The sequence below is a fragment of the Hoylesella oralis ATCC 33269 genome (genome assembly GCF_000185145.2).
In the GTDB taxonomy this organism is placed as follows: domain Bacteria; phylum Bacteroidota; class Bacteroidia; order Bacteroidales; family Bacteroidaceae; genus Prevotella; species Prevotella phocaeensis.
The window spans coordinates 1,391,131-1,415,858 of sequence record NZ_GL833119.1; the positions used below are offsets into that span (position 1 = coordinate 1,391,131).

Consider the following 24,728-nt stretch of genomic DNA (forward strand, 5'->3'; position numbering starts at 1 on the left):
CAGCCGTAGATTAGACTCCAATATTCTGAACCCGCTACCATGATCATGCGTTTTTCAGCACCTACATAAAACAAATTCTTTAGCTTTTTGTTCAATATTTTATCCAGACAATCGTATCTATAGCCCACTGTGTCATCAATAAGTCATACCATATTTGCCTCTTAAACGGCCGTTTAAATGAAATATGCTCTCAATTTGAGAGTTTTTCGTATCTTTGCCATCGTATTATAACAATACATTTATGTATCATAGGCAAATTGATGACCGGTGGAATTTCCGAGATGCGAATACCAAAGAATATACTCATTGTTGCCATATATATCCGGCAGAAAGGTGAATACCATGAGCAACGAGTATATTGTAATCCTTAGAAAATAAACATGCTGTTTTTAATTATATTTAACGTGTTGAGGTAACATTTGTTATCGTTTACATATATTATGATGATGTATCTTTGCATTATTATACATTCGGTGAAGAGATGAAGTATGTAAACGATACCGTGAGGCGGCGCGATAGGCTGCTGGACGAACAGCGGGCATGCGAACTGCTCGCCACGTCGGAGTATGGCGTGCTTTCCATGACTGATGAGGAAGGCAGACCTTACGGCATTCCGGTGAACTTTGTGTGGAATGGCGAGGATGCTGTTTATATACACTGTGCGCCCGAGGGCAAGAAACTGCGGGCGATAGAACGCCATCCGGCTGTATCGTTCTGTATCGTCGGTCGTGTTAATTTATTGCCCGATAGGTTCACAACCGAATATGAAAGCGTGGTATTCACGGGCAGCGCTCGTGCCAACCTTGCCCCTGAAGAGCGTATGCACGCATTGGAATTATTGGTAGACAAGTTGTCGCCCGACTTTAAAGAGCTCGGTCGGAAGTATTCCGAGAAGAGTTTTCACCGCGTACAGATCATCCGTATAGACTTTACGGAGTATAGCGGAAAGCGGAAAAAGGTGCTTTGGGGGATGAGAGATGAGTGATTAGGGAGGAGTGTTTGATGGTTCTGCCGTAGGCGTTTGGTTTGCTCAAGTTCTTTCGAAGTGCAGACAAAAACAGTTTTTGAGACTGTCAAGTCGGTTTCTATTAAACGTTTTCCTCTTTCGGAAAGGATGTTGAAAGAAAATAGACGCGCCGTCTGTCGAATTTAGATATACTATCTGTGGAATATAGATATACCGTATATGCGTCTTAGACATAAGGAGTAAAAACAGGAGCATCCTGTTTCATGCGTAGTTGATCATGTCTGGTAGGTATTTAGGTAATTAGATTGTTGTATTAAAAAAGGATGTGTGGAAGGGATGCTCCTTATCTTTTAGTTGCTATGAAGGGTAGCAGGGCCTTCGCATTTCTTCACTATACCGATGCTGACCTCATACAATAGCCAGATAGGGAGTGATACTATGAGCAAGGTGAAGATATCCGAAGTGGGCGTAATAACGGCAGCCACGATGAGTATCGCCACAATGGCGTGGCGACGGAACTTGCGCATCCAATCGGCACGCAGCACGCCCATCACTGCCAGAAGTCCGCTTATCACGGGTATCTCGAACACCAATCCGAACACGAGCGACATCATGAGCAGCGTGTCGATGTAAGATTCGAGCGACAGCATGGACATCACCTCGGCACTTACCTGATAAGTACCGAGGAAATGTACTGTGAGCGGGAATACCAGAAAGTAGTTTATGGTTACGCCCACTATAAACATAACATAGCTGCACCCCACAGCTCGCACGGCATAACGGCGCTCGTTGCTGTAAAGGGCGGGCGAAATAAAGCGGTAGAGCTGATAGAGTATGTAGGGCGAAGCGCACAATGCACCCACGCAGAGTGCCGTTTTCATGTGCACCATGAATTGCTCCGTCAGCCCTATGTTTACCAACTGAATGCTGAAAGGCTCAATATGGAGCAGTCGGTAGGTAATGAAATCGCCGTCTTTCGGTGCCAACAGCACGGCAAAAAGCGTGTCTTTCATGCAGAAGGCGGCAATGCCGAAAGCCACAGAAACACCGAGTATGCGCAGCAGACAGCCGCGCAGCACGTCGAGATGTTCCCAAAAAGTGAGATCATTGGGCGTTGTCATCGCCTTATTCCGTCTTGTCGTTGTCTTTCTCCGGCGCTTCCGTCTTCTTTGTCTTATCGGTATTCAGGTCTTCTTCTATTCCGTTAACGCCCTCTTTGAAGCTTTTAACGCCCTTACCCAGTCCTCTCATGAGTTCTGGAATCTTCTTCCCGCCGAAGAGTAGCAGTACAACGATCACGATAAGTATAATCTCCGGTGTTCCTAACATGTTATTCTGTTTTACGTTGGTTATTCAAAGTTCTAAATTCTCTTGTGCACCACGGCCGGCCGAACGGTCTGCCTATTAGCGCTTCTGCGCGAAATTACGAATAATATCGGGAATATGCAACAATGATAACAGAAAATAACATTCTGTTCGTAGCGGAGGAATGAGAGGGGGCCGCTGCCTTCACGGCCCCGACGGTCAGTCTGTTTTCAGCGGTTTCGACGACATGGTGATTTCGATACGGCGGTGCTGATCGAAGATTTGTTTGGCCAAGTTGCGTATCGATTCCGTGGTCAGAGCCTCGACATCTGCCTTGAACGTGGTGTCGAGATCTATGCCATTGAAGAGTTCGTTGTAGATTACTTGTTCCCAATAGTTATTCATAATCTGCACCTGTCCGTAGGTCTTCAGCTCATATTCCTTCACCTTTGCGAGGTCGTTTGCATCGGGCCCTTTCTCTGCCATCGCCTTCAGCTCGTCGTAGATGATGGGGATAAGCTTTGAATATTTGTCGGGATCGGTGCGGAAAGCGATTTTTACCATCGCTTCACTGTAGGGGTAGCGCTGCAAGTCGCCCCTTACGCTAACGCCGTAGGTACCGCCTTGCTCCTCTCGAACTTTCTCTGTGTAAGCTATGCGCAGCAGTTGACAGAGCGCATCCAGCCTTAGATCGTTCTTGGCAGTATAGGGTATCCGGCCCGTAAGTATGATGGTGGTCATCGAAGAGGGCGTGTCTTGCGGTTTCACAAAGCGGTGCACCTCGTTTGCATCGATGATGTTAGCGCCCGTGTCGTGTACTGTTTCGCGCTTACCCGTGGCGGGTAGCGACGCCAGATACTGACATACGAGCGGTCGGAGCGCTTTCAAATCGATGTTTCCGGTAAGAATAACGCTGAAATCAGCTGCGTTGCCGAAGCGTTCTCGGTATATCTTCAAGATACGGTCGTAGTCTACTTGGCTCAAACGTTCCTTGGTCATGGGCAGCATACGCGGGTGATGACCGTAGACGATGGCACTGAGAGAGTCGTTATAGGTTACCGACGGGTTCGCATCACGGTTGGTCAAGAACTCGCTCTGGCGCGTCATAAGATTGCGGAATGCCGTGGTATCGCGGCGCGGAGCCGTGAAGTAAAGGTACGTAAGTTCGAACATAGTTTTCATATCCTTTACGTTGCTACTGCCTTTAATGCCTTCAGTCTCGTCTCTGATGAACGGACTTACGGAGACAGTTTTGCCTGCCAGCATCTTTTCGAGTGTCAGTTCATCAAATTCTCCTACGCCTCCGGCCGTGGCACCCGATATAAGATAGGTAAGATCGGGCATGGAAGAAGCGGGGTAGAGACTCTTTCCGCCAGCGCTGAATATATTCATGTTCACGTCGTCATCGTCGAAATTTGTGGGACGAACATATACTTTCATACCGTTGGAGAGCACCATTTCGCGGTATCCATGCTTGAAGTTGCGCTCCGAAACAATCTTTCCGGGCTTGGGCAATCGGCCGATGAGTTGGCTCGGGAGTTTCTTTTCGCGGTAAGGTTCGTATGTCTTTTGCTGCGCGCGAAGTATGGCTGTTTCTATTGCCTCGTGCGAAGGCATGCGGAAGTTGCCCTTTTCGGGGCCATATAGCGTTACCACCTGATTGCGGTCGGTGATCATTTCGCGCACGAAATCGTTAAGCTCTGCCAGCGTTGTCCGGTCGGTGAGTTTCTTGATAAGCGCCAGTTCGGTGTCGGGACTCAGCATGGGTTCTCCCTGCAGAAAGTTGTTCAAACACTGACGTACAAAACTCCTGTTGCGGCGTTTTGCACGCTCATTGTAGCTGCTTTGCTGCATGTTGAGCTGCTCTTGCTTGGCTCTGTCGAACTCGACCTGTGTAAATCCTGTCTTTCGGGTGCGCTCTATCTCGCCCAAGAGGGCCGCTATACCGCTCGAAATACTATCTTGTTTGAACATGGCAGAGGCCATGAAAGCGTCTTTGGTATCGGCCAAAAAGAAGTTGCCGTCGCGTACCGATGCCGATATGAAAGGCGGATTGTGCTGCTTGCCCAGCTCTGTAAGCCTGTCGTTCAGCATTGTTCTGACTAAATCCGTTTTGTATTCGTCGGCAAAATAGGCCTCTGTAGAGCGCTGCTCCATGGGGGTAGCGTCGCGCTTCATATAGAGTGTAAAGTTTACTGTGGGTTGCTCTTTATCCGTAGCGGTAAAGACGATCATCTTATCATTGTCGGGTACGGGATAATAAATGCGCTCCGCAGCGTCTTGGGGCATGGGTATAGAACTGAAAAGTGTCTTGATTTTCTGTTCTACGCGGTCTATATCGATGTCGCCCACCACAATGATAGCCTGCAAATCGGGCCTATACCACTTCTGATAATAGTCTTTCAAATCCTGATAGAGGAAGTGGTCTACGATGTCCATTGAGCCTATCGGCAGGCAATCTGCGTACTTCGAGCCTGCGTAGACCACCGGCATGGCACGCTCCATGAGCCGCTGCACCGCCATCGAGGCGCGCCTCGTGCGCCATTCTTCGTGTATTACGCCGCGCTCCTTATCTATCTCCGTGTCCGATAGCAGCAGGTAGTGACTCCAGTCGTGCAGTATCAGAAGGCACGAATCTACCACCCCTTCGCGCTTTACAGGGGCCGACGAGATGTTGTAGACGGTCTCGTCGACGCTGGTATAGGCATTGAGATTAGCGCCAAACTTGATGCCCACACTCTCACACCATTTTACTATACCGGGGCGCAACGAGTCGCCCGGGAAGTTCAGCGTGCCGTTGAACGCCATGTGTTCGAGGAAATGAGCCAGTCCGCGTTGCCTTGGTTCCTCCAATATGGAGCCCACCCGTTGGGCGATGTAGAACTCTGCAACGTTTGGAGTTTGTGCATTATGGCGCACGTAATAGGTCATTCCGTTCGCCAGAACGCCTTTCCTGATGGTGCTGTCTTGCGGGAGTTGCTGCGAGAAAGCTGCTGTGCACCATGCGAAAATGCACAATATGAAAGTTATTTTTTTCATGAATGTTCCTGTTAAAATAATATCTGAAAGCGACGGAGTGGCCGAAATGTGGCCGATCCGTCCGCTGCCTGTGAAAGATACACGATATATGTAAGGCAATTACATATACCGTATATCCGGTTTATATATGCCGCATGTCGCTGTTACTTGAACAGTGTAGGCTTGGCGTCTGCATTGAAGTCGTTGGTCGAATTGTTGGTATCTGTCCATTTGTTGCCCGACTTTTTACGCACAACAGCCTTGCCATAGCGCGATTGGTCTTGGTCTGTGGAGCCGCAATGCGACCATCCGGCATCGAGAGTTGCGGCAACTACGCCCCATTGGTAGTCTGAAGCCACGCTCAAATTTACCGCATCAATGATCCAAGTGTTGGGCAGGAAGTTGGCATCATTGTCCATCGGATAGGTCTCCCCGTCGAAAGTAAGTGTCCATTTGTAATTATATACGTATTTCGAAGTGTAGGTTTCGCGGTCTACTTGCGGCCTTGCAATGGCGTAAGCCTTAAAGCCTCTGTTGTGCATAGAGAAGTAAGTGGCGCTCGAGGTAGTCCAGCTAAGCAGGTTAGGCACGTTGGGATTATCGTCATCACTTATGTTCGGATCGCTCGATTTATCATAGAATTCGAAGTCAGCCTTACTTAAATCTATCGAATTTTTATTGAACTCCTTGTGGTTTTTGGCATCTATAGCGAGCACAAGTTCCTCTCCCGGCTTCACCGGATGTTCTTTCCCGCTGCCCGGAATGACGTATAGAGCACTGACGGTCATAGCTTGTTGCATCAGATCAGGGGTATAATCCTGCTTATCGACGGTAAGAAAATCAGACTCGGCAATGGCAAGTCCGTCGGCATACATTACCGTGTCGCTGTTATTACCTATCTTTATATATTGGTCGTCTGTATATTGTTTACCTTCCGGAGTGAGCGTTCCGGTGAAGAATATCTCGGAAATAACGAAGCCGTCTTGAGCGTTATAAGTGCTGAGAGCCACGTTCGTGCTGCCTATAGCTGAGCTTTCGGGCGCTTGGTTTATTCGTACATTCTCCTTCACCGCTCTTACCGGCGATTTTACCGTTTCGCCGTTGAGCTGATAGGTTACGTTTCCGTGCACCTCAACGGTATAGTTTCCCGCCGGCAGAGTCAGTGTGTCGGCGAACTGTGTGCCTGCTTTTTTGAAGTTGGAGAGTGTGTATGTCGCCTTTGTATTTACATTGGTAAACACGGCTTTTGCATCGGTCAGCGTGCCTGCCTGCACATTCAACGGCAGGTCGAGCGTAAGAGCATGCCTGACAGATACCTCGGGTTCGGTCTTGTCGTCGTCGCTGCAGGCTATGAAGATCGTATTCATAGCCACGAAAGCTATTATGAATGCTAAGATTTTACTTTTCATTTATTTTACTTGTTTGATTTGTTTGTTATTGTTGAAATGATGCCTAAAGGCAACGGAGTGGTCGGAATGTTGTCGTGCCGTCTGCTGCCTGTAAAAATCATACGGCACATGTAACAGCCTTACATGTACCGTATGTCCGGCTTATATATGCCGTATGCCGCCGTTATTTAAACAGTGTAGGCTTGGCATCCGCCTCGAAGTCGTTGGTCGAATTGTTGGTGTCTGTCCATTTGTTGCCCGACTTTTTACGCACAACAGCCTTGCCATAGCGTGTTTTATCGTGGTCTGTGGAGCCACAATGCGACCATCCGGCATCGAGAGTTGCGGCAACTACGCCCCATTGATACATTGAAGTAACACTCAAGTTCACCGCATCGATGATCCAAGTGTTGGGCAGGAAGCAAGCATTTCTCTTCATCGGATAAGAGTTCCCCTTAAAGGTATATGTCCACTTGTAATCGTATGCGTATTTCGAAGTGTAGGTTTCTTGGTCTACTTGCGGCCTTGCAATGGCGTAAGCCTTAAAGCCTCTGTTGTGTAGAGTGAAAAAAGTGGCGCTTGAGGTAGTCCAGCTAAGCAGGTTAGGCACATCGGGATTGTCGTCGTCAGTTATGTTCGGATTGCTCGACTTATCATAAAATTCGAAGTCAGCTTTACTTAAATCAATCGAATTACTATTGATCTCTTTGTGGTTTTTGGCATTCAAAGCAAGCACAAGTTCTTCTCCCGGCTTCACCGGATGTTCCTTTCCGCTGCCCGGAATAACGTATAGATCACTGACAGTCATAGCCTGATTCATCAGATCAGGGGTATAGTTTTGCTTCTGAACGGTAAGGAATGCAGACTCGGCAATGGCAAGTCCGTCGGCATACATTACCGTGTCGCTGTTATTACCTATCTTTATATATTGGTCATAACTATATTGTTTGCCATCCGGAGTGAGCGTTCCGGTGAAGAATATCTCGGAAATAACGAAGCCGTCTTGAGCGTTATAAGTGCTGAGAGCCACGGTTGTGCTGCCTATGGCGGCATTCGGTGACGCTTGGTCTATGCGTACGTTCTCCTTCACCGCCCTTACCGGCGCTTTTACCGTTTCTCCGTTGAGCTGATAGGTTACGTTTCCGTGCACTTCGATGGTATAGGTTCCCGCCGGCAGAGTCAGCGTGTCGGCGAACTGTGTGCCTGCTTTCTTGAAGTTGGAAAGTGTGTATGTCGCCTTTGTATTTACATTGGTAAACACGGCTTTTGCATCGGTCAGCGTGCCTGCCTGTACGTTCAACGGCAGGTCGAGCGTAAGAGCGTGTCTGACAGATACTTCGGGTTCGGTCTTGTTGTCGTCGCTACAAGCTACGAATACCATACTCATGGCTACGATGGCCATTGTGAATGCTAAAAATTTTTTAATCATTTTCTTTATTTATTTGGTTTATTTTTTATGTAGAAATTATATATCTGTTTTAGAATGTGATGCCTGCCGAGCATTTTAGCGACAGGCTGTGGTAGGTTTCGTTGCCCGTATATCCGCCCGAAAACGATACGAACGCGCCGTATCCTTTCCACTTCTTGGGTGCAAAAAACAGGCGAACGTCAGTGCCGGCAACGGCATAATTGGCGGTTAGAGCCTCGTAAGTGTGGTTCACAAGATCCGTTCTTGCCTCGTCCATCGTGGCATATGGCATCGTTATAGCCTTGCGGGTGTTGGCATAGAAAGCGGTATGCAGGTTCCAAACAAGCTGTGTAATGTTGCCGAATGCCCTTATCCATTGTGCATCGAGTGCTCCGTAAGCCTTCGAGAACGACATTTTGCGCTCCGGAGAAACATAATCTGAAGCGAAATCCTGATACCCCCCGCGCAGTTCAATGGTAAGGCCGGTACCGCTGCCGAGGCTGCATGCGCCCCCTGCGTGGTAGTCGTTCAGCCGACTGTGGTACATGGTGAGCGTGGCGATAGTACGGTATTCCGAGCCCGAAGGGCTGCCCGCGATATGCTCGTCGCCTTTCCTACCTTCGTGAGAGATACCGCCGAAGACGCTCCAACCGATGTTGCCTTCGTGTTTCCAGCCTGCAGTAACGGCGCCGTCCGTTAGGTATAGCGTAGATAGCGGTAACGAATTGAGCGATGGTAAGATACGTTTGTAGGGTGCAAAACGGTAGTTTGCGGTAACATAGATGCCACTCCTGTCGGCGATAGGCCGTAGGGCTATGTCGGTTAGAACGCCTGTGGATTTGTAATAGGCCGACCTGTTGCTGCCCGAAAAGCGTTCGTAGTCGGCTCCCAGACCGCTCATCTGATACTCGGGAATGACGCCTGCTTCGCGGAAAAACTTAACGTCATTGGTCTGTTTATAGAATGTTCCGCCCACTCCGATGCCAGCTTCATAGTCGCCTAATGCATACTTTGCGCCCCCTCGGAGCGTCATGTCGGTCGAGATACCGCGCATTCGGGGATCGGTAGTTCGGTATTCATGTTCGGCTCGGAAGTCGATGGAGGCCCCCAAGGCCAGCTTTCCGAGTTGCACGGCATAGCCTCCTGAGAAGGTATAACGTTCGTTGTGAAGGTCTCCGCCCAGCGTGTCGCCCATCACATACGGGCGAAGCAGCAGGTAATCAGAGGTAGAATTCCACTTCACGGCATACTTCCTACCCGTTCTATATGAAGCACTGCCCCATACAGATGTACGCTTTGAGAGGCGTATATACGACTTTGCGGCGGCTCCCCACAGCAAATTGCCCTTGCCGACTTCGTAGAGTAACGGTCGGTTGGCGTGCTTGTAATCGGCGTAGAGGCCTAATTCGGAATAAGAACGGGCGTAGGCATCGAGCATGAAAACGGGGTTCTGACGGCTTTCCTGTAGCACATCGTGCCACAGAGAGTAATGTTCTACGGCGGCCGTAGTGTCTGCCACGGAGGCGAAAGCAGCACTTGTCTGCATTGCCAAGGCTATGATGATGAGGCGTATTCCGTTCATTTTCTACATGAATATGATGTCTGTCGACACCGCAGAGGGGTGCTGTACGAGTTCCAAATAGCTTGACGACACTCTGAAATTGGCCACTCTTTCCGTACCGCCGCTACTGCGCAGCAGCACCGTACCCTCGCCGCTAAGGGCGTAGGCGCCACGCAGCACGTCGATGGAAACCGAGGTTCCTTGGAACAAAGACGAGGAGTAGGTTTGTTTGTTGCTGGTGTTGCTGAGTGTAACCGTGCCTTGCATGCGCACCACAGTGAAGCTGTCGGGCACATTAATGGTGATGACAGCCGTGGTATAATAGTCGTCGTTATCGGCATGACAGGCGCTGATAAGTGCCGAAAGCATGGCGAGCAAGAGTGCCGTTTGTAATATCTTCTTCATATCTTTACGTTCATTTCGAGGCCGAAGTAGGGCGTTACGTACCTTCGGATGACAAAGTTTCTACGCTCATAGTCGGGGTGTGCATCCCATAGTTTATTCACAAAGAGGGCTACCATGAGCTTATCGTTCAGCAATTTCTTTGTGGCTTTCAGGTTTAGGTTCATGCTGAAAGGCACTGTCTCGCGCTCGAATGCAGCCTCGTTATAATCGCGTATGAGCAGTCGGAGGCGCGAATCGGTGCGGTCGGCAGGCGTGAAAGGATGCAAATTGCCGTCGGAATCCATGTATTGTTCGGGCTCGTTCTGCTTCCGCATAGACTGTCGGGCGGTCATCCAAAGGCACTGCGCCGATACCGAGAAGCCCAGTTTGAGCTTCGGGATGTCCGTATCGAAAGTGAAATTGGTGTTGGTCATCTCGCGTATGTAGCCGTCGTCGTCTTTATAAATGCCTACGACTTCGACCTCTTGTCCCCCGATGATGCGCGACGGTTTGTACATAATGGGCAACGAGTTGTGGTATTCGGTGCGGAACCATGCGCCGTTGATTGTCAGTCGGGTGTTGATAATGGGGAAACGGATGGTAGAAAGAGTGTACTCGATGCCCCGCTTCAGCGTCCGACTACCGTTGGAAATGATGTAATGACCGCGCAGACTGTTATGTACATTATAGGGAAGCGTGGCCACATCAGGCGGTGCCGTGAGTTTGTTGGCATCTATTCCATCGGTAATATACTCCTTATATAAATAAGGTGAATAGCTGTTCATGCTGCGAAAACCCGACTTCATGTCCTCGCGGAAGTAGGTTACGGTGAGCCTGTTTCCGCCCCAATTCACATCTGTGCGTACCTCCCATTTCAGGTTTCGGGCCGCTTTGAGTTGCGTGTTTGTGGGATCGATGACGTATGTTTGCAGGTAAATGCGGCGATAGGCCTTTACCGGATGGTAGTAATTCAGTTCGGTCAGGTCCATGTAAGCCTTGTCCGGATAGAGCTGATCGACCGTTGGAAACTTGGTATGTTGCCCAATACCGCCCGCTATGGTGAAAAACATGTTGCGACGGGCCATGCGTATGGCGGGGAAAGTCCACCCGATGTTAACGCGCGGATCGAGGTAATACTTGCCGCTCAATGCGCGGTTGTCGGGCAGACGGAGCATAGTTTGCGCCCGTACACCGGCCTCAATCTCCAGTTTGTTGCGCCCGATGTTAGTGCCGAAGCGTTCTTCTGCGAAGAACGAAAGCTCGTGCGATGCAGGCACATCGGAATATTTACGAGGCCTGCCCGATACACCCGGATAGAGCGGATGCAGCTGGTCGAACACCTGTCCGTCGCCCATATTCTTGTCTAACCGGAAGTCTGCGCCCAACAGCAGCAGGTTGGAGATGCTCTTGAGGGGCATGCTGAACGTGGCATTTGCCTTTATGTAAAGGTTAAGGGGGCGTCCATCTACCTTTTGAGTGGCGGTGTAGGTGTAAGGAGAGATAAGAACGGCGTCGCTTTCGCCGTCGGTCATCGTCGTTGCAGCAGGTGTTTCGCCGCTCAACTGCACCAGTCTTGTGCGCTCGGTTATGTCTTTTTCAAAAGAAAAAGCGGCCACCATTTCGGCACGCCGGAAAAAACTTCGCCTGTTCCTGCGGCTGAAATTCAGCGACAGATTGGCTGCATAACGGTTGTATTCGGACTTGTATCTGTCTACTCCGCCGTAGTTAATCTCGGGATCTACCTTGTCATCGTCGAACGAACCGCCGTAGTCTAAGTTCAAACCTGCGTCTGCGTCCCACTTATCGGTGAGCCATTGCTTGTTCAGACGGGCGGAGAATGTGAGGCGTTTGTAGGTTTCGAGCAGGTTGCGCGGATCGTTTTTGCTGTCTAAATAGTCGGCGCTGAGGTTGAGAGAGAGCCGTCTATTCTGCCATTCCATGCCTTTCGAGATATAAAAGAGTTTCGAATCCATGTCTGCTTTAAACCTTGCAACGATGTTATTCCCACCCTTTAAGCGTCTTATTTTGACAAGTCCGCTCGTTAGGTCACCGTATTCGGCCGACGGAATGCCGCGCACGATTTCTACATCCTGTATATCGTCGGTCGATATGCTGCGCATGTCTACGCCCTCGTTGGTAAAATCGCGCGAGGTAGACTGCCGGTCGTAGGCTCCCGTAAGGTATTGCATGTTAGCGTTGGTGCTGATGGGAGCGCCGTCGATTACGAACTGTGTGCCGAGCGAAGAGGTGGAATAGTTGCTGCTGGCAATGGGAACTTCGCGTAAATGGATGGTATTCGGCGTGCTTAGAGAGGGATCACTGGCGCGCCCGCCGGGCAGAAGTTCGAGCAAATCGGCAAAGCTCGATGGCTGTAGATGCTCCATGGCGTGGCGACGGATGGTGGAGGCACTGGCTAAACCGTGCGATTCTTGCGCCGTTACAACTACTTCTCCGAGGGCGTTGGAGTCTTCTACCATGTAGTAAACCGCATTGGCCGAGGCTTTTGCCACGATGGGTTTATAACCTAAGTAGGATATTTTGATGAGCTTGCCCGCCGCGTTTTTCAGTGTAAAATGCCCTGCAATATCGGTGATGGCCAGTATATTTTTTGAGTTTTCCGGTGTAACCGTTGCTCCTACGATGGGTTGTTTCGTGGCACGTTCGAGTACGACACCGCCCGTAGTTGCCTGTGAAAAGCCAAGCTGACAGTATAGACAGAGTGCGATGAATAACTTGATTTTAGGCATCCCTATGACATTCTTTTCTTCGAATTTGCAAAGATACGGATTGTTTTGTAAGGATGCAATACCTAAAAGTAGGCATTTCGTGGACCTCCCCCGGCCCCTCCGAAGGAGGGGGGTGCCTTGCGGAAGATGGGTAAATATACTGCACGTGGGAATTTTTATGCCTTTTCGTTTGGAGCGAGGGCGCAGTTTAAATATACTTCTTTCCTTGGAAAAGGGAGACAGAGAGGGGATGGATTGCTTCAGGGTGTCATGTTTCATACTCTCATAGTCTGCCTTTATTAAGGGAAGAGGCATGGTGTTCGCGCTTAATTTATAATCTGTGGGTTGAGAATATGTTATGTGTATTGCCGTTAGAGGGCATGTCTGTCTGCTTCGGATGGTATTTCTAACAGACTTAGATGGCATTTCTATGCTCCGCAGGTAGTTGCTTCGGTTGAACTGCGGGAACTTAACTCGCACATCATTTTATACATGTATCATAAAAACCGAATGGCACAACAGGCCTTAGATAAGCCAAATCCCTACAATACACCCATTAATCACTCCTCCCTCCTCCTTAATCCATCAACCCTACACCCCTCCTTCGGAGGGGCTGGGGGAGGTCCCCACTCTTCTTTCTTCCAAGTTATTCCTACTGCTATTTGTAAGATTTGTTTGTTATAACTTGCTATTTTGACAGGAAAAAACTATTTTTGTAGCGCTTATTAATATGAAATGTTATCCGCGATGAAAAAACATTTGTCGATTTTGTTTTGTCTGCTGTTTACTCTCGGCACACATGCACAGGGCGACTCTATAGCGTTCGCAGAAATGCCGGACGGCACTCGGCTGTGTCGTCCAACGGGGTGTTCAGTGCGTTTGATAACAGTGTGTTGTATCAAACATTGTGCCCATACGTGGCTTACGGTCTAACTGGAACAGGCGTTATTCCGCTGCTGGAATTCGATAAAAAAGAAAGGCTTTTCCGCGTAACTGTTGTGCTTATCTCGGTGTGGGCTTCTATTTATAAACCGCATTTTGAGCGTGTAAAACTTAAAATACAACGATATGAACTTTTTGGAATTGGTAAAAAAACGTTATTCGGCGAGAGACTATTCGCCCAAAGCGGTGGAACAAGAAAAGGTGGACTATATTCTTGAGTGTGCGAGGCGGGCGCCTTCGGCGGTTAACCACCAGCCTTGGCGGTTTATTGTGGCGCAGAGCGACGAGGCAAGGCGCCTCGTGCAACAGTGCTATCCGAGAGATTGGTTTGTACATGCTCCCCTATACATTATTATATATACGAAGGTGTCGGAGGCTTGGGTGCGCAGTTGCGATGGGAAAAACCATGCTGATATCGATGCCGTCATCGCTACGGAACACGTTTGTCTGGCTTCCGCCGATCAGGGATTGGGCAGCTGTTGGGTATGTAACTTCGATGTGCAGCAGCTGAAAACCGATTTTCGGTTGGGTATAGACGAATATCCCGTGGCCATCGTTCCGATAGGGTATGTGAACAGTCGGCCCGATAAATTTACATCGAGAAAGAATATCGACGAACTTGTATCGGTAAGATGAGGCAAGCGGCTGCAAGAATAAAGGTGCATATAAAGGGTGGGATGCACCCGTAAATGTATGCTTACCTGTTGATAGGGCATTGGGTTAACGGAAGTTAATGGGGAAGAGGTATGCCTTGTTTGCAGGAACCGAATGCAATCGGTAGAGTAAACATATGTTGCGGGCATGCTTCATTATGCTATCGGTGAGAGCTGGCAGATATTGTAAATCGGCTATGTAGTGAAACATTATTTATAAAAAATGACTTAATAATTGTATTATTGCCGTAGGTATCGACCTTTTTCCGTATCTTTGCACCGCATAAATAGAATATTTAAAATTATGAGAGTAAAAAGTTTATTGGCTTTGATAGCCGTTGTTTTCAGTTTGATAGCGTGTAGTAACCATGATGAAGACATGTCGCAGACAACAAATTCGTTAGTGAAAACTGTATGGAGTTTCGAAAAAACAGATAACAGAAGTTTCATTAAACATGAACGTCATTGGGGTAAATTAGAGTTTATTTCTACTACTGAAGTATTGGTGACATCGGGATATAAGTTGCGGGCAGAAAGTGAAAATGGTTCAGGTTCCAATAATTCAAAGAGGGAGAACGAAACCACTGTTACCGCTACATATACTTATGCTGCACCGCTTTTGCGTATCACATTGCCGCAATCTAACACTTCTCCTTTGTTGATAGAGTTGAAAGTAGACGAGTCTGCCGGCACGATAACGCAGGTTAAGCTCGGAGATGAGGTCGTAGATGGGGATCAGGCAGTAGTGTATTACAAGAAATAGTATTGTTTTATATGCGGAAACCGGCAGGTGTTACTCCTTTTGAAAGGGTGGCGCCTGCCGGTTTTTTGTAGTTGCAATGAGAATGATAAATGGGAGTAACACACGTGTTTTCTTGTTTTTCATGTTTTTTTTATCCCGAAATATGAGGGATGTTTGTATGAGTTTTCAGTGTGGTATTTTATGGATAAGACAAATATTACGTGTAGAAATAAAGAAAAAAGCATTTAATGATGGCAAGTATTACATTTTTTTCGTAACTTTGCACTTGTAATGTGACTCGTATTTACAATTCTGCGAGACCGGTTAGAGAGGGGATATAAAGGAAAAAATCTAAAAGGCAACAGTTTGAACTCTTAGCAGTTGCGCCCGAAGAATGCACCATATAAAGCTCTTGATCGTCTCATATGCGGCATCTTAACTACAGCAGTCGTTGCGTCATACCCATTATGTAGATAACTCGTAAATCAAGGCGAGGAGGGGAAAGCGTGGGGAATTGTGGAAGTTAATTTGCTTATTATTCTAATTTGGATAATACTATACGTAGTGTTGCCATTGCTCTTTTTGAATGCGGAATTATTTAAGATAATGAAAACTCTTTATGCTTATTTTTTTGTATAGCTTTTTCTGTCTTATGAAAGTATGTGATGGGAAATGGATAAAGTTATAATAAAGCTATACAAAATAATAAAGCTACCTTCTAAATTTTAATGGCGGAAACGATTTCAAATAATAAGCGGATAGCAAAGAATACTGCATTCTTGTATATTAGAATGGTATTTGTTACCTTGGTTACTTTATATACTGCACGTATAGTTCTACAGGCTCTTGGTGTGGTTGATTATGGAATCTATAATGTAGTTGGGGGTGTTGTATCTTTACTTACAGTTTTAAATAGCTCTATGGGAGCAGCGACTCAGCGATATATATCGTTCGATTTGGGACAAGGGAACGATGAACAATTGAAAAAAGACTTTGCTGCGTGTCTGAATATATATTTATTATTGGCTGTGGTTGTTATCATATTGTCAGAAACGATAGGGTTATGGCTCGTTAATACACAATTAACTATACCATCTGAGAGAATGGCAGCAGCAAATGCGGTATATCAATGTTCTATATTTATTTGTGTGTTTGCTTTATTACAAAATCCATTTAATGCAGCTATAATTGCACATGAGAGGATGGGAGCATTTGCTTGGATTAGTATATTGGAAGTGATGTTGAAATTAGGGTTGGCATTTATTATTCTATATGTGTCGTATGACCATTTGATAATATATGGAGTGCTAACACTGTTTTCTTATATTTGTATAACATTCACATATGTATTTTATGGAATAATTAGTTTTAAAGAATGCCGTTTTAAAGTATTCTATGAAAAAAAAATATATAAGGATTTGACAGCATATTCAGGGTGGAATTTATTTGGTACATCCGCGGGATTACTTTCGAATCAAGGTGTTAATATTTTACTAAATGTGTTTTTTGGGCCAATTGTTAATACTTCAAGAGCAATTGCAATGCAGGTTTCTGGAGCGATTACACAGTTTTTTGCGAATTTTTATATAGCAATTAAACCACAGGTTATAAAATATTATGCAGAGGATCGCTTACAAGATATGCATAAATTGATATTGAATAGTGCAAGATATGCATATTATTTGGCATTAATTGTATCAATGCCGATATTTATAGAATTACCATTTATTATTAAATTGTGGTTGGGACAAACTCCTGATTATTTAATTATTTTTACACGATTGACAATTATTGGTTGTTTAATAGATAGCTTATCTAATCCATTGATGACTGCAGCATTGGCTTCCTCTAATATTCGGAATTATCAAATTGTGGTAGCATTTGTTAATGCTATGACTTTACCTCTATCTTATGTTTGCCTTTTTTTTACCGTAAATCCTGTTACAGTTTTCATTGTAGCTTTGTTTATTTCAGTTTGTGCATTGTATGCGAGAGCATATTTTGTTCAAAAGTTAGTTGGACTCAGTATTTCTACATTTAATGTAAAAGTGCTTGGTAGGGTAATTCCTATTACGTTGTTTTCTCCTCTCATCCCAATATTACCTATATTATACCTTAATGATGGAGTAGTAAGGTTATGTAGTGTATTTTTAACTTCAGTAATTTTTACAGGAATTATAATTTTTATTTTAGGAATTGATAAGGGAGAGCGAACTATTCTTGTAAATGTTTTGAGAAAATATGCGATGCGTTCCTAAATTACCTAATACTCACAAATGTGCAGGCTGTTTAGCTTGTGGTGATGTTTGTCCAACAGAGTGTATCTCATTCCCTCTAATGGGAGATGGACATTTCCATCCACATATAGATAAAAATAAGTGCGTTCAATGTTTGAGTTGCGAAAGAGTTTGTCCTGTATTAAATATGAGAAAAGGACTCTCTGAGAGATCACAACCTTATGCTGTTTGGTCGAAAGATATTAAACTTAGATTAAAATCAAGTTCTGGAGGGGTATTCGGACAGATAGCAAAAGAATTTCTATCGTCAGGAGGATATGTAGCAGGAGCTACTATTGAAGGTTTGAATGTGAAACATATTATTATTCATTCTGTGGATGAACTTCCTCTTATTCAAGGTTCTAAGTATCTCCAGAGTGAAACAGTTGGCATTTATAAGGATGTAAGGAAACTTTTGGATAAAAAAAAGAAAGTTCTTTTTTCTGGAACGGGATGTCAAGTTGCTGCTATTTACAACGTTATTCCTAAAAAACTTTGGGCTAATCTTTATACAATAGATTTAATTTGCCATGGAGTACCCTCACGGTATGATTTAAATATCTATTGTCGTATGCAAGAAAAGAAAATCGTTTGTATTGATTCTTTTAGAGATAAAATGTGGAAGCCAGGATATGCAATGACGTGTACTTGTGACGATGGTTCGAAAATAAGATCTGATATAAATTATTTTTTTGAAGCATTCAATAATAATAAAACACTTCGTTGGGCATGTTATGAATGTAAATTTAAGACTGGTTTAAACCGCTGCTCTGATATTACAATTGGAGATTTTTGGGGGAATAAAAAATATTTTGCCGAGTTGCCTAAGGGATTATCTCTTTGTATTTTGCATAGTGAAAAAGGAAATCAAATGCTATGTAATGAGGGATTATATATAGATAAAGCTACGTGGGCAGAAAGTATTTTAAAAAATAAAGATTATTTTTTACCAACAAATTATTATAAATATCATCCTTTGAGGTGGATATATCCATATCTTGTAAAATATGCATCAAATTATTTCTTGTCTAAATATATCGCTAATATTAAGATTGACGGATGTTTTTATTTTCCTTTGAGAATTGTAGATTCTATTTTTCAGCATTGTAATCATAAAAATGTATGTAAACAAATAACTAAAATGTTATGGGCAGTAAAAAATATATCGGGATAATAACATTTCAAAAGTCAATCTTTTCTTATGGAGCAGCATTACAAGCTTATGCTACTTATCAATTTCTGAAATTTCATGATTACAATGTTGAGCTAATTGATTTATGTACAGAATACAGATTATCTCTAAAAATAGGTAAAAAGTACCCCATTTTTACCCGTCGTTACTATTTGAGTGTATTAAAAGGACTTGTTGTCTATCACTTGTTACACCCTTTGAAAATAATACGCTTTAGATGTTTTAATAATAGAATTAAATACTCGAAAAAATATAGATCAGTAGATGATTTATATAGTGATCCACCTCAATACGAAATTTATTGTACAGGTAGTGATCAATCATGGAATCCCCAACTTGTAAGAGAACCTAAGCCCTATTTGTTAACATTTGTAAAAGGAGGCGCAAAGTGCATTTCTTATGGTTCAAGTATAGGGACCGAGGCTTTACCGAGAGAATATACTTCATTGTATCAAGAAGCTTTATTAAGATATGCGCATATCTCAGTACGAGAGAAAAGTGCAAAATATATTATCCAGAAACTTACTTCAAGAACTGATGTCGAAGTAGTTTTAGATCCAACAATGTTATTGCCAATAGAGCATTATCTATCTATTGCCAAGGAGGTTCTTAAAGGACGATATATGTTTTGTTATTTTCTAAATGCAAATAAATGTCTTTTAAAATATGCCCAAGCGATAGCTAAACATAATAATCTATCTTTAGTAATTGGTGGATCAAGTAAAATTAAAGGTGTAAATGCCAAATTCCTGAGTGAAGTGGGCCCTTGTGAATGGTTGGGACTTATTAAGAGAGCAGCACATATCTTAACAGATTCTTTCCATGGAACTGTATTTGCTATGTTATTGAATGGTAATTTTAAAACTTGTATAGTTAATTGGGAAAGGGCAACGCGTATTGTAAATCTACTAGAACAATTTAGTTTATCCGATCATCTCAAATCCGATTTTATAGATTTATACAATATTAATGATTGTGTGATTAATAGAGAGAAATTTATGGAAAGATTAAGTCAATTAAGGAGTCTTTCTGAAGAATATTTTATTAATGCCATAGAGAATTAATGCGACAATTATTATTATCTATCATAATTCCTGTATACAATGCTGAAGATTATTTACGGCGTTGTATTGATTCCGTATTTAAGCAAGGATTAAATGATAATGAATTTGAGGTTATTATTATAGATGACGGCTCGCAAGATAAAAGTTATGATATTGCACTGGCAATAGTTTCAGAACATGAAAATATTTTTGTTTGTACTCAAAGAAATTCCGGACAAGCTGCAGCACGAAATGTTGGATTAGAGAAAGCCAAAGGAAAATATGTAATGTTTGTTGACTCTGATGATTATTTATTTGAAAATACTATAAAGGATATTATATGCTTAGCAGATAGGAATAATTTGGATTTATGTGTATCCAGAGTGTGTGTGCAGAAATATGACAAAACTACTGTTATATGTTCTGATTTTAATAAATTTAGTAATAAATATGTTCTTTCAGGTGAATATGTACTTTTGCATAATGCAAATCCAAGCACAGCATGTGCAAAATTGTATTTGCGAGAATTTATAAAATCTGAAAGACTTTCTTTTTATCAAGGTATAGTACATGAAGATGTTGAATTTAGTTATAGAGTTTATGCTTTAGCAAATAGAGTTATGTTTACTGATATTATTTCATATTTCTATTGTTGGAACGATGAGTCTACAGACCATTCAGATAGTTTGGAGAGAAAGATGAAATCTGTTGCCAGTGATTTACAAATAGCCCATAATATCAAGGAATTTACGAAAATTAGAGGATTATCTAAGCCATTGAAAAAATATTTTTTATATCAATCTAATTCTATTGTAGTGGGTATATTTCTTTCTTATTTAAGGAAAGTAAACGACTTACCAAGTTCCTTTATCATCAAAAGTTTATATTTAGCAAAAGAACTTGAACTTTATCCAATAATTGGACGTACTAATTCTTGGAAAACAACATTGTGTATTCCTTTTTTGAATAGAGAATGGCTTTTGAGAAAAATGGTTTATGAAAATACTTGTAGATTTAACATATATACAAAAAGATAGGCTATATAAGAGTCTTACTATTTATATATTTAGGTTCTTAGATGCGATAGAAATTAGTGTACAAGACTGTTTCAAGCTATTGGTATTAAAAGAATGTGAAGCGTATATAAAAGAACGCTATCCTGGAATAGAATGTATCGCCTACAATCCTTATAAAGAAAGTTTGTTAAAAAATCGTTTTATTCAGTTCTTACAGCGCTGTAAAATATATAGAGGTGTAGTTAATAGTTCAGGATGTGATTGCCTTTTTATACCTAATGATTTAGTTATGTTTTCGTGTGTGAAAACTAAAATTAAGAAAGTTGTTGTGATACACGATTTAAAAACACTAAAAGGGAAAGCTGGTATTCGAGGTCAATTATCTTTGAGTTTATTTAGGTTTTATTATTGGTTATTGATACATTATTCTAATATTGTTATTGCAGTATCTGAATATACGAAAGATGATATATTGAGATTTTTTAAGTCTGTAAATGAACATAAAGTAAAAGTTGTATATAATAGCATTGTATTGTCTTCGAAAGCAATAATGCCAATTGGTGTGGAATTGCCTAATAGGTATATCTTATATGTGAATACACTTTTACCTTATAAGAATATTATGACATTGACGAAAGCTTTTGAACGACTTAAGAATGAAATCGAACATAAGTTAATTATTGTTGGAAATGAAACAGAATATTGGAAGAGTGAAGTACTTGAATATGTTAATAAACATCATTTGAATAACAAAATTATACATCTACAAAATATATCAGATGAAGGGCTACATTATTTATATGAACATGCAGCGCTTTTTGTATCACCCTCTATTAGGGAGGGATTTGGATATACTCCTATAGAAGCGGCAATATGTAGATGTCCTGTTATTTGCTCTACATGTGAAGCCTTGCCTGATACAACGAAAGGTTTATTAAGCTATTACGAACCAGTAATGAATGATAAAAGACTTGCAGATGTGATGAATAAAGTTTTAGAAATTCCTCCTCCTATGGAAGAATTAGAGCGCATTGCCGTAATTTTTGAGGAGGCCTATTCACCACAAAAACAATTTGCTGCTTTGTTTAAAATACTAAATTCTTAAGATGTCGAATTTAAGAGATAGACAATCCTACATAGAATTATTAAGAATAATTTCTATGCTTTTAGTTATGATACTTTATATAGGTTATGCTCTTACCAATCATGTGCATTCGTACGTGGATAATGTTATCCATGTTTTTATTGAAGGGGCAACAATTATTTGTGTTTTAATGTTTTCGTACTAATCTCTGGCTGGTTTGGGATAAAGTTTAATTGTGGAGGGATAGTGAAATTCCATTTTCAAACAGTATTCCTTGCGTCTATTACTTATTTTATTTTGTTTTTATTTGGCAAGGCATCAATAAATCTTAAGGATTTATGGCATTGTACATTTGGCATTTCCAGCACCTATTGGTTTGTATGGGCCTATTTATTATTGTATATATTCTCACCATTATTGAATACTGCAAAAATAGGCGATAATGTGTATATTGGTCCATCTGTTTGTATTGTAGAGAATATTCATATTGGCAATAATGCTACGATTGGTGCCGGTGCTATTGTTGTTAAAGATGTTCCTGACGACAGTACTGTAGCTGGTAACCCCGCAAGAGTTATTTCTATGAAAACTCCGGGGCGTTTTATTTGGAGGCGTTGGGAAAATAAAGAATAATTAATATTGTGAAAATCGTATTAATCTCTTTCTCTATGCCAACGGCAACTAATTATGGTGCAGCATCTGCATTACCTTATCATCTTATTAAATTTAGAAGAGCGGGTATTGATGTTCTGATATATTCATTTAATATAAATCATGCATCAGAAACAATCATATCAGAAACAGAACGTGTTCTTGGAGTCAGGATTCGTATAATTCCACTACCTAATTGGTATAATTGGATGTTTAAATTCCATTTATTATTTTTGAGAGTGTTCCTCAAATATCCTTTTATGTCTTATATTACATTACCTAAATCAATTAAATTGGAAATTGATCAAGTTTGTCCTGATGGAATTTGGATTTATGGGGAAGAATTAACGAAGATTGCTTGTTTATTCAATGATTCTATATGTGTGATAACAACTCCTGATAGTGAGGCTATGTATTATTATAGAGTATTGGCTAAACGGAGTGTCGTGATGAAAATAAAATCGTTAATTAAATATTCATTAATGTATAGGAAATATTCTCGAATGGAGGCTTCATTTCCTTTTGGGGAAAATATTATATACCATTTGGTTGGAAAAGAAGATCGAATATTTATGTCCCAAATGAATCCACATATCAAATCAGTTTTTATTAATCATCCGCATTATGACTTTTCCCTTGAAAAAAAAATACATTTTTCTATACCTAAGATAAATATCTTAATTGCCGGAAGATATGATTTCTATATGCAGGACAAATGTGATGAAATGCTTAATGTTTTTATTAATAACAAAAAACTAATTTCCAGTTATAAGATAACTTTTTTGGGAAAAGGATGGAATGTTCTTGTTAAGAAAATGTTGCTGTGTGGTTATGAAATCGTTTATAAAGAATATGTTGATAATTATTTGGAAGAACTTATTAAACATGATATTCAGTTAACACCAATAGGACTTGGTACAGGGACAAAAGGAAAAGTACTTGATGCTTTTGCGAACGGTCTGATGGTTATAGGTACATTAAGGGCTTTGGAAAATATAGCTGTAAAATCGGGGGAATCTTGTGTACAATATGATTCAGAGATAGAATTGTTAAATGTATTAATTGATATTCCTTTGAAACGGAAGAAATATGAACAAATCGCAGAGCGTGGGCGGATTGCAGTTTTAAAAAAACATGATCGAGAAATAATTTCAAATTCTTTTTTCGATTTATTTAATTAATTTGTATGTATTTATATCTATTAATATTCACTTTTATAATCGTTGGCTATTTTAGGTGTCATAATAGTAATGATAGGTCTAAGGGATATCTTGTTTGTTGGATGGTATTCTTATGTATATTTGTAGGGGGAGCAGATATGCTTGGTGGATATGATCGATATATTTATGGCGAACTGTTTGATGAGGTGGCAGATGTTACATTATCCGGTGAAGGAAATTACTTATCAAGTTATATTTTTCGACAATATCCTACTGAGATAGGTTTTGATTGGCTTAATGTATTAATTTCTTTTATAACGGGCAATCGATATTTATTTATCTTTATTTTGACGGCTATTATTTATACCCTACTATTTATTGCATTAGAACGATATACAAATAATTATTTTTTTGCTTTGTTACTCTTTATGGGGTTAATATTTTTCTTTACATTTACATATTTACGGCAGTTACTTGGAGTTGGTGTCGCTTGGTTGTCAATAAAATATGTGTATGAACGTAAATTATGGAAATTTTTGACAATTATGTTAGCTGCGGTATTATTGCATAATTCTGCGATAATTCTTGTTCCAATATATTTCGTTCCTATTCGAAAGTTTACTCCTAAATCAATTATGATAATAATGGGAGGGTGTCTTATAGTAGGTGCTTCAGGAATACCGTCAACGCTATTTGATTTATACGGTTCTGTGTCTGAAATGCAGAAGAGAGCATCTGCATATGCATATGAAGATATCGGATTTAAAATAGAGTATATTATTGAGTCTTTATTCTTTCTCTATATCATATTGAGTAATTATAAGTTAATTCCACGAAATTCCAAGAATATTGTACTATTGAATATGGCATTAATGTATTGTGCTATTTTGATGATCTTTTTTAAGTCATTGAATGGGGGACGGCTAGGGTGGTACTATTTGATAGGTCTTATAGCTACTTTATCTTATATCTCTACAAGTAGAAAAAAAATGACAAAAAGTGCTTTAGCGTTGACAGCATTTAGTACATTGCTATTTATCAGAATTTTATTGTATTCATGGGGACCTCTTGGAACTTTATATCCATATAAGACATTTTTTACAAATGGTGTGCGGGATGGAGATTGGGTACACGATACTTGGGAATACGATAATAATTATGATAATGATAAATTCTATAGAAAATAAAGTTAATGGTAAATTCCTATATGGT

General features: G+C 41.9%; 19 protein-coding genes. 11 read left to right on the forward strand and 8 right to left on the reverse strand.

Annotated features, from left to right (window positions below; genetic code table 11):
* The first annotated feature begins 481 nt into the window (after window positions 1-481).
* Window positions 482-985 (forward strand): pyridoxamine 5'-phosphate oxidase family protein, encoded by a 504-nt coding sequence (locus HMPREF0663_RS08325; protein WP_004369979.1) that lies wholly within the window; start codon window positions 482-484, stop codon window positions 983-985.
* A 332-nt stretch (window positions 986-1,317) separates the two neighbouring features.
* On the opposite strand, the gene tatC is transcribed toward HMPREF0663_RS08325, so the two are convergent.
* The 8 genes from tatC to HMPREF0663_RS08365 all read right to left on the reverse strand — a co-directional run bounded on the left by tatC (window position 1,318) and on the right by HMPREF0663_RS08365 (window position 12,778).
* Window positions 1,318-2,088, reverse strand: coding sequence for a twin-arginine translocase subunit TatC (tatC, locus tag HMPREF0663_RS08330; protein WP_004369980.1), 771 nt, complete (start codon window positions 2,086-2,088; stop codon window positions 1,318-1,320).
* 4 nt (window positions 2,089-2,092) lie between these two features.
* Window positions 2,093-2,296 carry a Sec-independent protein translocase subunit TatA/TatB gene (locus HMPREF0663_RS08335; RefSeq protein ID WP_004369981.1) on the reverse strand — a complete coding sequence of 68 codons (204 nt, stop codon included), beginning with the start codon at window positions 2,294-2,296 and terminating at the stop codon, window positions 2,093-2,095.
* Between the two features lie 195 nt (window positions 2,297-2,491).
* Window positions 2,492-5,311 (reverse strand): M16 family metallopeptidase, encoded by a 2,820-nt coding sequence (locus tag HMPREF0663_RS08340; protein ID WP_016665216.1) that lies wholly within the window; start codon window positions 5,309-5,311, stop codon window positions 2,492-2,494.
* 143 nt (window positions 5,312-5,454) lie between these two features.
* Window positions 5,455-6,699, reverse strand: coding sequence for a DUF4876 domain-containing protein (locus HMPREF0663_RS08345; protein ID WP_004369984.1), 1,245 nt, complete (start codon window positions 6,697-6,699; stop codon window positions 5,455-5,457).
* Between the two features lie 163 nt (window positions 6,700-6,862).
* Window positions 6,863-8,107, reverse strand: a complete 1,245-nt coding sequence (locus HMPREF0663_RS08350) for a DUF4876 domain-containing protein (protein ID WP_004369986.1) — start codon at window positions 8,105-8,107, stop codon at window positions 6,863-6,865.
* A 49-nt stretch (window positions 8,108-8,156) separates the two neighbouring features.
* Window positions 8,157-9,668: a DUF6850 family outer membrane beta-barrel protein gene (locus HMPREF0663_RS08355; RefSeq protein ID WP_004369987.1), complete on the reverse strand. Its 1,512-nt coding sequence runs from the start codon at window positions 9,666-9,668 to the stop codon at window positions 8,157-8,159.
* Window positions 9,669-9,671: 3 nt separating this feature from the next.
* Window positions 9,672-10,052, reverse strand: coding sequence for a hypothetical protein (locus tag HMPREF0663_RS08360; protein WP_004369989.1), 381 nt, complete (start codon window positions 10,050-10,052; stop codon window positions 9,672-9,674).
* The gene (locus HMPREF0663_RS08365) at window positions 10,049-12,778 is read right to left on the reverse strand and encodes a TonB-dependent receptor (protein WP_023983490.1); all 2,730 of its coding nucleotides are present in this window, start codon (window positions 12,776-12,778) and stop codon (window positions 10,049-10,051) included. The genes HMPREF0663_RS08360 and HMPREF0663_RS08365 overlap by 4 nt, the downstream gene beginning before the upstream one ends.
* A 1,047-nt stretch (window positions 12,779-13,825) precedes the next feature.
* On the opposite strand from HMPREF0663_RS08365, the gene HMPREF0663_RS08370 reads away from it, so the two are divergent.
* The 10 genes from HMPREF0663_RS08370 to HMPREF0663_RS08415 all read left to right on the forward strand — a co-directional run bounded on the left by HMPREF0663_RS08370 (window position 13,826) and on the right by HMPREF0663_RS08415 (window position 24,703).
* Window positions 13,826-14,335, forward strand: a complete 510-nt coding sequence (locus tag HMPREF0663_RS08370; protein WP_004369994.1) for a nitroreductase family protein — start codon at window positions 13,826-13,828, stop codon at window positions 14,333-14,335.
* Window positions 14,336-14,656: 321 nt separating this feature from the next.
* Window positions 14,657-15,115: a hypothetical protein gene (locus tag HMPREF0663_RS08375; protein WP_004369999.1), complete on the forward strand. Its 459-nt coding sequence runs from the start codon at window positions 14,657-14,659 to the stop codon at window positions 15,113-15,115.
* A 707-nt stretch (window positions 15,116-15,822) separates the two neighbouring features.
* Complete coding sequence (locus tag HMPREF0663_RS08380; RefSeq protein ID WP_004370001.1) at window positions 15,823-17,352, forward strand: lipopolysaccharide biosynthesis protein; 1,530 nt, start codon at window positions 15,823-15,825, stop codon at window positions 17,350-17,352.
* On the forward strand, window positions 17,336-18,544 hold the full coding sequence (locus HMPREF0663_RS08385; protein ID WP_004370002.1) for a Coenzyme F420 hydrogenase/dehydrogenase, beta subunit C-terminal domain: 1,209 nt from the start codon (window positions 17,336-17,338) through the stop codon (window positions 18,542-18,544). The genes HMPREF0663_RS08380 and HMPREF0663_RS08385 overlap by 17 nt, the downstream gene beginning before the upstream one ends.
* On the forward strand, window positions 18,517-19,626 hold the full coding sequence (locus HMPREF0663_RS08390; RefSeq protein WP_004370003.1) for a polysaccharide pyruvyl transferase family protein: 1,110 nt from the start codon (window positions 18,517-18,519) through the stop codon (window positions 19,624-19,626). Before HMPREF0663_RS08385 ends, HMPREF0663_RS08390 begins: the two co-directional genes overlap by 28 nt.
* Window positions 19,626-20,642: a glycosyltransferase gene (locus HMPREF0663_RS08395; protein ID WP_004370004.1), complete on the forward strand. Its 1,017-nt coding sequence runs from the start codon at window positions 19,626-19,628 to the stop codon at window positions 20,640-20,642. The genes HMPREF0663_RS08390 and HMPREF0663_RS08395 overlap by 1 nt, the downstream gene beginning before the upstream one ends.
* Window positions 20,602-21,726, forward strand: coding sequence for a glycosyltransferase (locus HMPREF0663_RS08400; RefSeq protein ID WP_004370005.1), 1,125 nt, complete (start codon window positions 20,602-20,604; stop codon window positions 21,724-21,726). Before HMPREF0663_RS08395 ends, HMPREF0663_RS08400 begins: the two co-directional genes overlap by 41 nt.
* 159 nt (window positions 21,727-21,885) lie before the next feature.
* Window positions 21,886-22,338, forward strand: coding sequence for a maltose O-acetyltransferase (locus HMPREF0663_RS12205; RefSeq protein WP_004370006.1), 453 nt, complete (start codon window positions 21,886-21,888; stop codon window positions 22,336-22,338).
* Between the two features lie 8 nt (window positions 22,339-22,346).
* On the forward strand, window positions 22,347-23,537 hold the full coding sequence (locus HMPREF0663_RS08410) for a hypothetical protein (protein ID WP_231375150.1): 1,191 nt from the start codon (window positions 22,347-22,349) through the stop codon (window positions 23,535-23,537).
* Between the two features lie 5 nt (window positions 23,538-23,542).
* On the forward strand, window positions 23,543-24,703 hold the full coding sequence (locus HMPREF0663_RS08415; RefSeq protein WP_016665212.1) for an EpsG family protein: 1,161 nt from the start codon (window positions 23,543-23,545) through the stop codon (window positions 24,701-24,703).
* Window positions 24,704-24,728 lie beyond the last annotated feature (25 nt).